Consider the following 15,569-nt stretch of genomic DNA (forward strand, 5'->3'; position numbering starts at 1 on the left):
AGAGCAGATTTTCCTTAATCATACAGGATTGGACAGCGTTTCTCAAAGTGCAATTATCGTATTCAGGAAGGGGCTGTCAGCATGCTGTTATCGAAGGGACAAAAGGCAGACGTTACAAAGGGACGGGAGCTTGCCGCAATCAGCCTGCGTTTCGGCTGGTCAACAAGGCAAGCATCAATGAGCATAGATGCTGCCGCTTTTCTGCTTTCGGACCGCAGCCGCTGCGAGAGGGATGAGGATTTCATCTTTTACGGCAATCCGGCTGCCGGGAACGGAGCTGTTTCGCATGCAGCGATGGATGCGGCAGACAAGGAATCCATTACCCTGTCTCTGGCCCGCATCACGGCGCAAACATCGAAAATTGCGTTTACCGTCACGATTCATGAGGGTGAGCGGCTGGGCCATTTTATGCAGGAGGTATCGGGCTTGTATGTCCGGCTCGTGGATGAAAGTACGGGAGAAGAGCTGCTGCGGTTTGATTACGGCGCTGAGTATACCAGGGAAACGGCTGTTGTCGTCGGGGAATTATACCGGAATAATGGGGAATGGAAGTTTAATGCCATTGGCAGCGGATTCTACGGGGGACTTGCAGCGTTATGTACGAATTTCGGCCTTGAGATCGAGCCTGCGGTCTCCGAGGCTGCTGCTGCAGCAGAAGAGACGGTAATGAAGCCGATTGATCTCCGCAAAAAGCAGGTTCAGATCATTCTGGAGAAGAAGAAGCTGGTTCATGTCGTGGCCAGAGTGGGAATTGTGCTCGACATCACGGGCTCCATGCAGGCTTTATATAAAAATGGGACCGTGCAGGAAGTGGTTGAGCGCATCTTGGCGGTTGCCTGCAAATTTGATGATAATGCAGCGCTTGATGTTTGGGTATATGATACGCATTTTAGCCGCTTGCCTTCGGTGACGGAAAGTGATTTCGGCGATTATGTGCAAAAACATATTCTGGATAATACGGCCATCCATAAGTTTGGCCGCAATAATGAGCCGCCGGTTATGGAGGATGTCATACGCAAATATACGGTGGAAGAGGACGACGGGACCCCCGTATTCATCATATTCATTAACGATGGCGGTGTTGTGAGGCCCACCAGGAAAGTTATTACCGCAGCTTCGGTGCAGCCGATTTTCTGGCAGTTCGTCGGCATCGGCCAATCGAACTTTGAGGTGCTGAAGCAGCTCGATACAATGGAAGGGAGAGTCGTGGACAACGCGAGCTTCTTCCATTTGGACGATATCGCTGCGATATCTGACGAGATGCTGTATGAGCAGCTTTTGAATGAATTTCCAAGCTGGCTTGCGGCTGCCAGGGAGAAACGGATTATTCGCTCCTGATGAAATGGAAAGACCTTATTCGCAATTCCTGTCCCGCCGATTGGCGGGATTTTCTTTTAAAATGCAAAAAAAGTTAATATTTAACAATAATTATATTATATGTAATCGAAAGGAGGTTTGCTGTACCTCCAAAGGACGAAAATATCGTTTCTTCTTGAGCATATGCATGGGCCGGATACAGCCACTCTTTCCACTGCCTGTTCAGCAACCGTTCCCGGACATATAGCCGAAACCCCGGCAACTCTGGTACACTATAGAAAAATTTTGAGAATGATATCGTTTTCTTATTGATTACCGGGGGGAAGGAGACAGCTATAGATGCATGCAGGTTGGCGTCTTTCGATACGGCGCAGCATTTTTATCAAATTCAGTCTCGCTTTTATTCTGGTCGGGCCCATCCCGATCGCATCGCTTGGCTATTGGCTGCTGGATTCATTCTCCACCCAGGCGGAGCGTTACAACACAAGCAATCTGGAGCAGATGATGCTTTACTTGTCCAAAAATTCAAACCAGGTGATCGATGAATACGATAACCTGTCCAAGCTGATGTATACGAACCCGGACCGGTACAATCAGCTGTACGATGTGCTGAATGCGACAGGTGTAACAGCGGACGCGCAGCGAAACACCGTTATGGACGATTTTCTGAAAACAATCATCAGCTCCGACCGGTATATTCAGAACGCCCTGTTTATCGATGAAGGCAGGGACTTGATCTATACACAAAGCAGGCAGTCCAAGCTGTTTGAGGAATTTGAATTCCGCAGTCTCAATTGGGGGGAAGAAGTCAAAACCAATTTGAAAGGGCTGAGCTTCTTCTCGACTCATCCGGAGCAGTACTATTTCGGCTCCAAACGGCAGGTTGTCACGTTCGCGCGTAATCTGATCGACAAGAGCACAACGCTGGAAGGCCACCCGCATGTGCTCGGCACGCTGTATTTCGATGTGGATTTGAATGTGTTCGTCAATCTGCTTGCGGATATCAATTTGAATGACAAGGATATCATCCGGATCGAAACGTCGAGCGGCACCGTCGTATACGAAAATCACGGCCAGGATATCGGCAGGCCCGCCGATCCGCGGGCGGAGGAAGGTGATCCCGCTATGACGATCGCCTACGATCAGCCCATCTCCAGCATCGGCCTCATGCTTAAGGGGCGCTTCTCCAAGCAGGAAATGAACAACCGGTTGTCTCAATTCCAGGATGCGCTCGTCTTCGCCTTGGGCGGCTGCATTGTTCTGCTTGTGGCTCTTGCAATCGTTTTCTCGCGCCGGTTCACCAAGCCGATTCTCAACGTCATCCGTCAGATGACCAAGATGGAGTCGGGGAATTTGAATATACAGGTGCCGGTCAAGTCGGAGGATGAAATCGGCCAGCTCGCCCATGGCTTCAACCGGATGGCCAAACAGCTCGAACAGTTTATCAAAGAGGCGTATCTGGCGGAAATCCGCAACAGGCAGTCGGAGCTGAATGCACTGAAAAGCCAGATCCGGCCCCATTATTTATATAACACGCTGGAAGTAATCCGCATGTGCGCAGTGACGAGCGACAATATGAAAGTGGCCGATATGATCCATTCTCTCTCCAATCAGCTCAAATATGTCCTCGATTACGGAGAGGATCTGGTGACGCTTGCGCAGGAGATGGATCATGTCCAGAACTATTTCCGTCTTATCCGAATCCGCTTCGACGACACGATTCAGCTCGAAATTAACATGGATGAAGACATTCCTTTAAGCTCGCCGATGCTGAAGCTGTCCATTCAGCCTCTGATCGAAAACGCGGTGCAGCATGGCATCCTGCCAAATGGCGGATGGGGGAAGATCCGCGTGAATATTGTGCGAACGGACCAGAATCGCCTCACGGTAACCGTCATTGACGACGGTATTGGAATGGAGGAGAGCAAGCTGCATCAGTTGTCGAGCTATCTGAAGGGCTTGCCCATGGACAGCGAACGGCTTCATGTAGGACTCAAAAACGTCCATGACCGTCTCTCTTCCCTGTTTGGCCACGCTTATGGCCTTGCGATCAACAGCATTCCCTATGTAGGCACATCCGTCCGCTTCAGCATACCGCTTGTGAAGGAGGAGACCGACCATGCTAAACGTTCTGCTGGCTGATGACGAGCCGTACATTATCCGCGGGCTGGCCAAGCTGATTGACTGGGAATCGCTCGGCTTTACAATCATCGGGGAGGCTTATAACGGCAGGGAGCTGCTGAGCTCGATCGAACGGAGCCTGCCGAGTCTTGTTATTGCCGATATATCGATGCCGGGCATGACCGGCATTGACGTACTGAAGGAAATCCAGTCCCGCGGACTGTCGACCAAGGTTATCTTCATCAGCGCTTATCAGGAATTCTCGTATGCAAAGGATGCTGTATCGTACGGCGCCGTCGATTATCTGGTTAAACCAGTCGACAGAGCCAAGCTTGAGGAGGTCGTGATGCGTACGGCGGCGCTCATTCGCGAGTCTACCGTACAGGTAACGGCGCAAAGCCGGCTGCAGGTGTTCGAGCAGCAGCAGCAGCAGCAGCGCATCGGTGAATTGTTCGAACGACTGACCGACCGGGAGCGGCTCGGCGATCTGGCTGAAACAGCCCGGGAACTCGCCGGGAGGCATCCCGGGAAGTGCATCTCGGTTATCCTCGTAAAGCCGGATGAAAGCCCCGAGACATCGGGCCGTTGGGCCGAAGGAGAATGGAAGCTGCTGCAGTTCGCAGCGCAAAATGTTATGGAGGATACGGTCCGGGAAATCGGTGTGGGCTGGGTAGTGCCGAAACGGGAATGCATCTATGCGATTGTCGCGTTCAGCCCTCAGGAGGCAGAGACGGCTGCACGGCGTATGCTGGAGAGATTGAACCGCTTCCTGAAAGTCCATGCTGCCGTAGGCACTGCGGGGCCGGATTCTCTGGACCGGCTCGGAGAAACCTATAAGCGGGCGGAAGATGCGGCCGCATTTCAATTTTTCGTCGGCGGCAACCGGGTGTTTGCCGATGCCGCGCTGCCTGCGGCGCCTCCGCGGGCGATGCGCTCTCCGGAGGAGCTCGAGTCCGAGCTCGTCAAGGCTATGGGAGCCGACCGGGCGGAGGACAGGGAGCTGCTGCTCGCAGGCTGGCTGCAGGCGGTCCGCTCCTTCTCCTGGGGCAACCGGGAATATGCGGTGCAGCTTGGATTGACGACTCTGATTTCATGCTACCGGGAAGCGTTCCGTCTGGGCAAAATCTCCGAGGCAAGAGATGAGAGCGTGCTTGCTCCAAAGCTGCGGGGCTTCGAGACGCTGGATGAGCTCGGCAACTTCGTGCGGCTGGAGCTCGAACGTCTTCAGGAAACCCATTCCGGCAGGTCCGTCGGCAAGGAGGCGGCGCAGCTGAAGCAGGTCAGGGAGTACATTGCCTCGCATTACGCCGAGGAGATTAACCTGGAGAGGATGGCGGCGCTCGTCTATATGAATGCATCCTATTTCAGCAGCTTTTTCAAGAAGCATACCGGCCAGAATTTCAAGCAGTATGTGACGGAAATCCGGATGCAGCATGCGCTCCGCATGCTTCTGCAAACCGACAGTATGGTTTATGAGGTTGCAGAGCGCGTCGGCTACAACAATGCCAGGCAGTTCAGCGATATGTTCAAAAAGCATTACGGCAAGCTGCCGAACGAGTACCGGTAACGCCATTCGACTGCTGCGCATGCTTAAGCGGCCCCCGTCATGTCCGCCAGAGACGAACGCCCGGAAGAGGCGCGTTATGAAACTGCAGGAAAGCCGGCAATCAGCTGCGGCCCCCTCGCCCGAGGGGGTTTTTGGCATGTTCGTTTCAGTCTGCCAATGAATGTTCCAAAAAAACCTGCATACCGCTCTCGAAAAACCGCATTTAAGCGCTTTGCCGTGTATGGTACTTTTAAGAAGCAACAAGGATGTCCTTGCCGACAGCGCGCATCGGCAAACCGCATGAATTCTTGCATATGTGATAAAAGGGAGGCTTTTAAAGAAATGAGAAAAAAATTCACCTACACGCTTCTGGCCGTAGTGGCCAGCTGTTCGCTGGTCCTGAGCGCTTGCGGAAGCAGCGGGAACAATGGCGGCACTTCCGGCAATGAGGCGTCAAACGCGAATCAGCCCGCTGCGGGAAATGAGCAGGCCGATAAGAAAGTGACGATGAATTTCGTATACGCCGGAGGCGACCCTGCTACGAAACAGGCGATTTCCGATGCGGTGGACGCATTTACAAAAACGCATCCAAACATCACCATCAACCAGGAGCCCTCCGGCTCTGGCCCCTATGCCGACTTTCTGAAGACCAAGGACGCCGTTGGCGAATTTCCGGATTTTCTGGAGATGCGCGACACGCAAATTTATGCGGACGCCGGCAAGCTGGCAGAGCTGCCAAGCGACCTGGTGGACCTGATCGATAATGCCCCGATGGTAAATGGCAAGTATTACGTGCTTCCATTCACCAGCGTAGCGCCGAACGGCATCATCTATAGCAAAGCCTTGTTCGAGAAGGCAGGCATTACGGCAGAGCCGAAGACGTATGATGAATTCCTGGCCGACACTCAGAAAATCAAGGATCTGGGCGTATCGCCAATCGTCATCGGCGGCAAGGATGTCTGGCATATGGGATTCTGGGTCAATAAATACCTGATGGATCAAGTATTTATCCAGAACCCGGACTGGAACGCTCAGCGTTCTGCGGGCAAGGTGTCCTTCACGGACGCCAATGTTGTCAGCGCCATGAAGGATTTCACGGAGCTGTTCGATAAAGGCTTTGTGGATAAAGGCTGGCTCAGTACCGCCGACAACCAGACGGCTTCTCTGCTCACATCCGGTAAAGCGGCCATGCTGTACTCCGGACCGTGGATGTTTCCCACCATTGCAGAAGCGGATCCGAGCTTCGAATTCGACTTCTTCCCGCTGCCTGACCGCGAAGGAAACCTTGTTGTGAACGGCTTGTTGTCGCCGCAAGGCTTGTCGCTGTCGGCGGAAGCGGCGAAGGACCCGGATAAAGCGGCTGCTTTCTCGGAATTTGTAAAATTCTTCTTCTCGCCTGAGCAATACGGCAATTACCTGAAAAGCGCCAACGCCATTCCATCCACAAAAGAAAAAGTAACCTACGAGGCCTCTCCGCAGCTGCAAAAGGTCATCGATCTTATGGCTGACCCCAATGTCAAGAAATCGGCGACGATTAACGGCTTCTGGGGAGAGAACCAAATCCCGCCGCAGTTCCGCGACTGGTTCTACAAGCTCGCGCAGCAGTGGGTATCGACCGGCAAGCCGTCCGTCGAGGACGCGATGAAAATGGCGGACGAAGAGTGGGATAAAGAAGTGAAAGCGAAAAATCAAACCTAAAAAAAGAACCGGATTCATAAGGCCCCTTCTTTATTTGGAAGAGGAGGGGCTTGATCCAGGGGAGAATAGTGCGATGGGAAACCAGACTGCAAACAAAGCGATTACCGAGGGGGCACTCAACCGTGAAGAGCAATAGGAAAGCCCGCTTCGACCTTCATTATTACCTGTTCCTGCTGCCGGCCTTCCTGCTGTTCACCGGATTTATCGTCGCACCGGCCATCAGCAGCATCTATTACAGCTTTACGAATTTTGACGGCGTCAATCCGGCAACGATGAATTTTATCGGCGCTGCGAATTATAAGGAAATGATCGATAGCGACAGGGTTCATAATGCATTTAAAAATACGATAATTCTGACTGTAAGCCTGATGATTCTGGAGAATATCGTCGCGCTTGTCCTGGCCGTTCTGGTCGATCAGGTGCGGTGGTTCAAAAATTTCTTCCGCAGCGTATTTTATTTGCCTGTGCTGATCAGCGGGATCGTGATGGGCTTTATCTGGACCATCCTTTATAATTTCAACTTCGGCGCCATCAACCAGATTCTGACGAAGCTCGGGCTTGAATCATGGGCAATCGATTGGCTCGGCGATCAGCGCTACACGATGATTTCGATTATTGTCGCCACCGTTTGGAAGGGTGCCGGTTATTATATGATCATTTATCTGGCCGCTCTGCAGGGCGTGCCGCAGGATTTGGGAGAAGCGTCGCGTATTGACGGAGCAAACAGATGGCAGCAGTTCCGCCATGTCACCTTCCCGCTGCTCGCGGGTGCCGTAACCGTCTGTATGACGCTTGCGCTCATTAACGGTCTCAAAGTATTTGACCAAATCGCGGTCATGACGGACGGGGGACCCGGCTTTACATCGGAAACAATGACATACATTATATACAAGGTCGCATTCGCCGAAGGACGGCAGGGATTTGGCACGGCGCTCGCCATTGGTCTGTTCGCGCTGATTCTGATCACCACCGCCATCCAAACCTTCATTCTGCGCAAACGGGAGGTGCAGCTCTAAGTTGGCGAACCGCAAACGGGCAGGGGAAGTCCTGCAAATGCTCATTCTTGTCGTCCTGTCGGTGATCTTCCTGTTTCCGCTCTATTTCAGCTTTATCTCCGCCTTCAAAACGAACGGGCAAATTCTGAACGATTCCATGAAGCTGCCGACCAGTCTCTATCTGGACAACTTCCGGTTCTTGTTTCAGGAAACGAAATTCGTACAGGCGATCTTCAATACCACATACCTGACCATCACCTCGATCATCGGCATGATTCTCGTTATCCCGATGGCAGCTTACGCACTGGAGCGCAAGGAATCCAGGCTGAGCAATCTGCTTTATTTATATTTCCTGATGGGCCTCATGATCCCGTTCCAGATCTACATGGTACCGCTGTTCCGGGAGATCAACTGGCTGGGGCTTTACGGTTATTTATCGAGCCCGATCATCATCTATGTCGCCGGTTCCATCAGCTTCGGCATTCTGCTTTATACGAGTTTTCTGAAAGGGGTGCCGCGGGAAATCGAGGAAGCGGCGCAAATCGACGGAGCAAGCCGGATGGGGATTTTCTGGCGCATCGTTTTCCCTCTGCTCGCGCCCTGTACAGCCACATTGATCGTACTCAACGGCATTGGCATATGGAATGATTTCCTGCTTCCGCTGCTGATGCTTCCGGGTAACGGCGCCAAGACGATCAATGTGGAGATTTTCTCCTTCGTCGACCAGTTCGCATCGCGCTGGGACATCGTGTTCGCCGGAACGGTCTGCGCGATTTTACCGCTCATCGTCGTTTTTGTCTTCCTGCAGCAGTATTTTGTGAAGGGGATCTCGTCGGGGGCGACAAAGGGATAGGTGCATGTAAGGAATACGCTATGCCATATCGCCAACGTCTTACGAAGCGGGAGTACGGAATCTGACAGCAGATTCCGCGCTCCTGTTTTTTTATTATTTCAGGAAGCAGCAATTCTGTTTAAAACGGTCAATTTTGCGGCGTACACTCTACCTAAAAAAAGTTCACTTATGCCCAAAGAAAGCGCATACAGTAGATTTTGCATCTATGATATATTAATTTACGCATTATCAACCCTATTGAAGGGAAGGAACTTATTTTTTGAAAGCGTTCTATTAAATTTTACAGGAGGCAGGAAAAGTGAAAAAACAGATTTCGAGGCTGTTGATGCTCGCGATGACCATGTCGATGTTTTCCTGGATCCCCTCTATTGCAGGGGCGGAATCCGGCATCAACGAGACCACAACCATTCAACCAGCTGTGGATGTGTTCGTAAAGCAAAGTCCCAATAATACACAAAATTATAAAACCGATCCGAATCTGATCGTGGGCAACGGGCGGGTCACGTACCTGAAATTTGATCTGTCGGCTTTGGCCGGCATGACGGTACAGGATGCGAAGCTGAGCCTTATGCAAAACGATAGCAATTCCAATGTGCTCTCTGTGACCCAGGTTACATATGACGGCTGGACGGATGCGATTACCTACGACACGAGCCCAATGGTTCAAAATCAGGCAAACAATGGCGGGGTGATTGCACAATTCCCATCGCCGGGCAAGAACGCCAAAACCTCTATTGATCTGACCCCGCAGATCGCAGCCGAGGCGCAGGGAGACGGAACCCTCTCACTGATGATCGACTACGTCAGCGGCACGAATCCGAGTCAGTTCAACTCGACCCGTGCGGCGGATCCGGCGACTCGGCCGGTTCTGAATGTTACGGTTGCCCGGTCGGCTACTCCGGAAGAGAAAGTATCGCTGGATATGGCTGCAATCGGACTTACAGACGGCCAGCAGGTAACAAGCAGCTTATTGCTGCCGGCAGCAGGCGATAATGGCTCAACGATCACCTGGACATCCAGCTTGCCGGAGGTAATTACGGATCAGGGTATCGTTGTGCGGCCGGCGTCCGATTCACAGGATGCGACCGTGACACTGACGGCAGTTATCGCCTATGAGAACGCGTCGGACACGAAGGAATTCACGGTCATCGTTCCGAAGCTCAAATTTCAGAACCAGAGTCTGAAAACAGATCTGGAGCATGTTATCGCCCTCGCTCACCAGTGGGCAGACCAGTCTGCGGCAGGGACTGAAGCGGGGCAATATCCACAGGATGCCATGACGGCTTTCCAGGCGGCTATTGATCAGGCGCAGGCAGCGCTTGCGGATCCCAATACGGATTATCGTTCCGCGATCTCCAGCTTGACCAAAGCCGGAAAAACCTTTATCGGAACGGCCCATTTGTCTGATGCCGTAACGGATCCCAAAACGAATTCGGTAGCCTATTCGCAATACCGCAGCGATTTGACCGGTTACGTATGGGAAGCGGAAGCTGCCTTGCTCGTTCAGCCTGAATATTATACCGAAGCGGATAAGCTGGCGCTCCAGGATCAAATCGATCAGGCACAATCAGTGCTTGACGGTACATACCAGCTGCCTTTCGTCTCCAACCGCGAATTTATGCAGTACCGGACGGACGAGTTGATTCGGACCGCGATTGAATACAATACAATGGTAACGGGCTATGGACAGTCTACTTACGGGCTCAAGCCGGCCCTGGATTGGTATAAGAAGCAGCATATTTTATTCGATACCTACAAGAAGACAGAACTGCCGCCAACCGACGATACCTTCATCAATTCAGGAGCTGCGAACACTATTTCGGGATCTGCGGGTTCTATCATCTTAAGCGGCACGGCAAGCGCAGGGCGGATTGGATTTTTCAAATTCGACTTGAATGCGGTACAAGGAAACATTCTTTCCGCCGAATTTCAGGAATCCAACAAGAAAACGGACAATAATAAGATCTACTTGTATGTGCAGGACAATGACAGCTGGCAGGAAGGAACGCTGAATTGGAGCAATGCGCCGAAGGAAAATAATGCTGTCAAGCTGGGCGTCCAAATCGGCTCCTTCAATCTGGGAGGGAAGAACGCAAATGCCTCCGTTCCTCTTACAGACAGCGTAAACGCCGAGAAATCAAAGGATGGCATCATCAGCCTGACGCTTACACAGGATCCGGCATCGGCCTATCCAGGCGAGTTTTATTCCAAAGAGGAAGCAAATGCGGCTTACCGCCCAAGGCTGAAGGTGGTAACCGACGAAGTGGACACAGCCAATCTGCAAAGCAAATACGATAAGGTCGCCGCTTATGCCAATGAACTGTTAGCTGGCGCAGCGGTTGGAAACGGTGTCGGTCAATATCCGCAGCATGCACTGGATGAGGTTCAGGCGGCAATTGGCACAGCCCAAGCCTCAATGGCAACCGCAGATGTAATGGCGACAGGCAGAGCGTTGGTAAAGGTGTACGATGCAGCGCGTAATATGCGGAGTGCCCAGGTGCTGCGCACGGACATCGATGCGGGCTCAACCTTGTTCTACAGCTCCGAAGACATGGCCAAGCTGCGCGAAAGCGTGAAGGAAGAGCCATGGAAAACCGAGTATGAGAAAATCAAGGAAATTGCAGACAAGATGTCTGTGGCGGATATTCAAGCCATGAAGGATCTGGTCATGACCGAGGAGCCGGATTACGCGGCAATTAATGCGAAATACACCGTATGGAGCAATATCGCCAACCAGAGCTTTACGGCGCCTGCCAATACGGCTTCGGCAGCCATTGAAATCTCGCTGCCCTCATCCGAGAACGAGCAGGGGGGACTTGGACATGCCTGGGTTGACAAGCTGGCCATTGCTTCCAATACAACCTCTGGCACCGCCGACATACCGAATCCGGGATTTGAAGCCGGCGATACCGGGCCCGCAGATTGGAAACCGGTTGCGGTAAGCGGTAGTCCTGTCCTGAAGATTGAAGACCGCGCACATTACAGCAGCGAAGGCTCCCGTTCTCTTTATTTGGAGAACCCGACCGCAAACGATCAGGGCTCCTGGCAGCTGCAGAAGGATTTTGCCCTCGCTCCAGGCTCCTACACGCTGTCTTACAGCGCCAAAATTGATGGCAGATTCAAAGCCAACGGCTTGAATGTCGTTGTCAAATTCAAGGATGCAAGCGGAGCCGTTATTGGTTCTTATACCTCCAGCGGAAAAGTCAAATCCAGCCTTGCCGGCGAGGGCTTCAATCTGAATATGCAGGCCCAGGCCCTCGTGTATGCCGTAACCGGCGATCCGGCATATGCGGAGAAAGCGAAGCTGAGCATCCAGTATTTCACGAACGATTTCCTCCAGGGCGTTCAATATTGGCTGACGACAGGCAGCAGGCCTGACAATAACGATGCTTACGGCGCTGTGCAGGGGGGACGGAATGCGTCTTCCATCGCCGCCTCCTATTCGATGATCAAGGATGTTCCCGGATTGTTCACGGCAGAGGAGAAGAAGCTGCTCATGCAGCAGCTCGACTATCTGCTGAGGGATTTCACTGATCTTCGCGACCGCAGCCAGATGACGGTGTTTGAAGCGCAGGCGGGCTCCGGCAACTGGCAGACGGATATGTCCGCCGGCGCTGCTTTTCTGGCCATGGCGATTCCGGAAATTCCGAATTCGCGGCAGTGGTACGATAACGGTGTGGCTCTGCTGAATGGGCAGATGGAATATAATGTCCGGGCAGACGGCGGTTGGCCGGAATCCATCCGGTACCATCAATCCGCGCTGCAGCGTTTCGGGCCTTTTGCCAAGGCGCTGCGCAATGTCTCGGCGGAAGACTGGTTTGATAAATACGTAACACGGATGCTGAATTTCTTGATGAATGTACAGACGCCGCCATATGCGTATTTCAATAATTCCATTGGCACGCCGGGTTTTGGTGACCATGTGACCTCTAGTGGCCTCGATTTTGAAGGTCTGGGCAATTATGTGGATGAAGTGGCGGCCATGAATCCAGAGCTTGCGGCTAAAATGTATGAAACCTGGGAGCGCGCCAACAAACCGATGGCCAAATACACCGGCGAATATTTAATATTCGAAAATTTCTTCCGTACCTCCCAATTTCAGAATACGGACAATGTTTCGCTTGAGCTGCAGTCCTCTCAGGCAACAAAAGACTACGGGATACTGATTTTCCGCAATAATTTCAAGCGTGCGAATGAAAGCTATCTGGCAATCATGGCGAACGACAAGATCATCGAGCATGACCATGCGGACCGCGGCTCCTTTATCCTCTATGCCAATAAAACGCCGCTTGTGATGGACCCGGGCGTCGCCAGTTATTTTGACGCCTCGAAAGCATGGTTCAGCGGTTCATCCAGCCACTCGACGGTGCAGATGAAGGTAAACGGAAATTATGCCGACGTGCCCCGGATAGGCAAGCAGGAGGAATTCTATACATCCCCCGCTCTGGATTATACGAGAATGTCGCTGACCGGAAACGGCACTCATACTCGCAATATCGCTTATGTGAAGAATGGCATTGAAGCCTATGTGATCTGGGATCAGATCAAAGGTGCGCCGGACGGCGCCCGTTACAATCTGCCGGTCATTGCCTCGGAAACCGCTGTGAACGGCAGCAAGGCGGAATCCTCGGGACTGTATGAGACGGATCTGGAAACGACTGTTCTGCAGCCGGCGAACTCGCAGATTCAGGTGGAACTGGGCAGAAGCTCGGATTTGTTCCCTGCTGCGGACGGCCTGCAGAATCTGAATTATGTGCGCGTCGAGGCGGCAAAAGGAGATAATTTTCTGACTGTCCTCTATCCGAAAGGTAAATCTCAGGAGGGTCTGGGCAATGAGCAGCTCGCGACAGGCTCTGAACAGATTCAGGCTTACAAGATGACCGCGCCGGACGGCAAATGGTTCGTAGTTGCCGTCAATAACGGAGACAGCAATGCGCAGGCAGATTTCCCGTCAGACGAGCGGCTCGTGGATATGCAAAAAGGGACGGCTTATGAATCCGCAGGCGGCAATGTGCAGATCGAACTGCAGCCGAATGCGATTATGGTGCTTAAGCCGGCATCACTGGAAGCAGGCAAAGCTGCATCGATCGAAATCACGGGCGTCCAATCCGTCAAAGCACCGGCAATCGGCAGCGCCAGCTACAATTACCAGGCCGCTGTAATTGATCAGTACAACGACAAGATGGCAGAATCGAGCTTCGAATGGTCACTGCAAAATGCACCGGAAGGCGTTAGCGTCGACGCCGGCAAGGGCATTGTAACCGTAAGTGCCAGCACGGTTGGAGACAGCGGCTTCAAACTTCAGGCCAGATCCGGAAAGACCATTCAGACCATGGATATTGCATTGGATGGACAGGATGCCCAGCAGCCGCCGGACAATAATGGCGGGGAGGAGCCTGGAGACGGGACCGATCCGGGTCAGGGTACAGATCCCGAAGATGGAACTGACCCTGGACCGGGTACAGATCCGTATCCGGGCTCAGGACCGGCCGACACTGGCTCAGGGACCACCTCGCCTGCTTCCGACGGATCCGTGCGCGTTGTTGCAGCAAGAGAGCTGCAGCCTTCAACAGACGGTATACTATCGCTGAATCTTGCGGATGGCGAAACCGGGCTGGCGCTGCCGATGGACGCGCTCAACCAATCTGCTGCAAGCATACTGCAGATTAACCGGGGCAGCGCCAGCATGAGCATCCCTGCCGCTGTTATTCAGCAGTTCGGCAGCATGGATGGAATTATACCGGATGGCGCGCAGCTGATCGTCAACGTTCAGGCTGCCGACAAAAAGCCAGGTGTGGCGTCGGTGGATGGCCGAAGTGCCATCTTGAAGCTGGACGGCCAGGTGTATGAATTCGAGATTAAGCTGAGGGATGCTGGCGGTCAGGAGCACCGTCTGACTTCCTTCACGGAGCCTGTCCGAATTACGCTTCATTATAAGGCTGAGGGCGTGGACGAAGATTTGCTGGGTATCTATTATTACAACGAGACAACTAAAGAGTGGGAATATGCAGGAAGCGAGACGGATAAATCAGCACAATCGATTTCTGCAAATGTGAAGCATTTCAGTTCATATGCCGTTCTGGAGCTGGATCAAACATTCGCAGATGTTCCATCGAGCCATTGGGCTTACCGGACGCTGAAGATATTGGCGGCGAAGCATATTGTGGAGGGTGCAGATAAGAATGCGTTCCACCCTTCCGCAGTCACAACCCGTGCAGAATTTGCAGCCCTGCTGGTGCGGACCCTTGGTTTAACGGGGGAATCGCAAAGCACGCCATTTGAGGATGTGGCCGCAGATGCCTGGTATGCTTCCGATGTGGCGATAGCATATTCATCAGGGCTTGTGCAGGGATTGTCAGACACAACCTTCGCACCGGGTGCGCCGGTTACACGTGAGCAAATGGCCGTGCTTATCGTACGCGCCTATGAATTAAAATCAGGGCGGACGCTCGGGAGCAGCGGGCTTAATGCCTATAAAGATGGAGCGAAAGTGTCAGCGTGGGCAAGAGTAGAGGTTGGTAAGGCGGTTGCTGCAGGCCTCATCCAGGGCAAGCCGGGCGAACGGCTTGAACCGGGTTCCACTGCGCTGCGGGCCGAAACCGCTCAGGCCATATATAATTTTATGTTCAATTAAAAGCAAACATCTGAATAGAATCTTTCGGCAGGGCGGCTGCCCCAGAAGTTAGAAGACTTTTGGGGCAGCTTTGTTTAAATAGGTTGGTATGAGAAATGGAATGCCAGTTTAGGAGACTTTACAAATTGAAAGATAACCTGACCTGTCCTGATCAGGCTTCATCTGAATGCGGCTCGTGCTAATTATCGATTTGTGATACCAGGCTGCGTCCATAGGTTTGGCGAAGGGGTTGGATGAATAATCCAGAACCTTGCGGGGAAAATAACCAGCAGGTCTGTCCTATTCCTGATGCTGGAACGGTTCAAGCATATGGTTGAATTATCCACTTGACTTGGAGTAAACTCCAGATTGTATCATGAAGGAGCTATGCCTTTATTAGATCACGAACAGCAGAAAGGAGGATTG

7 protein-coding genes and 1 pseudogene are annotated in these 15,569 nt (G+C 52.5%); all 8 read left to right on the forward strand.

The genetic code is table 11. The features are described 5' to 3' along the window. Positions 1-81: 81 nt before the first annotated feature. A pseudogene (locus AC0YNV_RS15855) lies at positions 82-597 on the forward strand (TerD family protein); the annotation flags it as partial. A gap of 69 nt (positions 598-666) precedes the next feature. Further along, complete coding sequence (locus AC0YNV_RS15860) at positions 667-1,338, forward strand: vWA domain-containing protein (RefSeq protein ID WP_475768947.1); 672 nt, start codon at positions 667-669, stop codon at positions 1,336-1,338. Between the two features lie 318 nt (positions 1,339-1,656). Further along, positions 1,657-3,459, forward strand: coding sequence for a cache domain-containing sensor histidine kinase (locus AC0YNV_RS15865; RefSeq protein ID WP_475768898.1), 1,803 nt, complete (start codon positions 1,657-1,659; stop codon positions 3,457-3,459). Next, entirely contained in the window at positions 3,437-5,005 is a 1,569-nt protein-coding gene (locus AC0YNV_RS15870; protein WP_475768899.1) for a response regulator transcription factor, read from the forward strand. Before AC0YNV_RS15865 ends, AC0YNV_RS15870 begins: the two co-directional genes overlap by 23 nt. Positions 5,006-5,326: 321 nt before the next feature. After that, the gene (locus AC0YNV_RS15875) at positions 5,327-6,682 is read left to right on the forward strand and encodes an ABC transporter substrate-binding protein (RefSeq protein WP_475768900.1); all 1,356 of its coding nucleotides are present in this window, start codon (positions 5,327-5,329) and stop codon (positions 6,680-6,682) included. Positions 6,683-6,804: 122 nt separating this feature from the next. Continuing rightward, on the forward strand, positions 6,805-7,698 hold the full coding sequence (locus AC0YNV_RS15880; protein WP_379114006.1) for a carbohydrate ABC transporter permease: 894 nt from the start codon (positions 6,805-6,807) through the stop codon (positions 7,696-7,698). Between the two features lies 1 nt (position 7,699). Continuing rightward, a complete protein-coding gene (locus AC0YNV_RS15885; RefSeq protein ID WP_475768901.1) occupies positions 7,700-8,530 on the forward strand; it encodes a carbohydrate ABC transporter permease in 831 nt (276 codons plus the stop codon). A 298-nt stretch (positions 8,531-8,828) separates the two neighbouring features. After that, the gene (locus tag AC0YNV_RS15890; protein WP_475768902.1) at positions 8,829-15,164 is read left to right on the forward strand and encodes a CBM96 family carbohydrate-binding protein; all 6,336 of its coding nucleotides are present in this window, start codon (positions 8,829-8,831) and stop codon (positions 15,162-15,164) included. Positions 15,165-15,569 lie beyond the last annotated feature (405 nt).

The sequence above is a fragment of the Paenibacillus sp. JT31N11 genome (assembly GCF_056269285.1).

Bases quoted from the DNA above. Each gene is read 5' to 3' on its own strand.
- AC0YNV_RS15860 (WP_475768947.1), top strand. From the start codon at position 667: ATGAAGCCGATTGATCTCCGCAAAAAGCAGGTTCAGATCATTCTGGAG.
- AC0YNV_RS15865 (WP_475768898.1), top strand. From the start codon at position 1,657: ATGCATGCAGGTTGGCGTCTTTCGATACGGCGCAGCATTTTTATCAAA.
- AC0YNV_RS15870 (WP_475768899.1), top strand. From the start codon at position 3,437: ATGCTAAACGTTCTGCTGGCTGATGACGAGCCGTACATTATCCGCGGG.
- AC0YNV_RS15875 (WP_475768900.1), top strand. From the start codon at position 5,327: ATGAGAAAAAAATTCACCTACACGCTTCTGGCCGTAGTGGCCAGCTGT.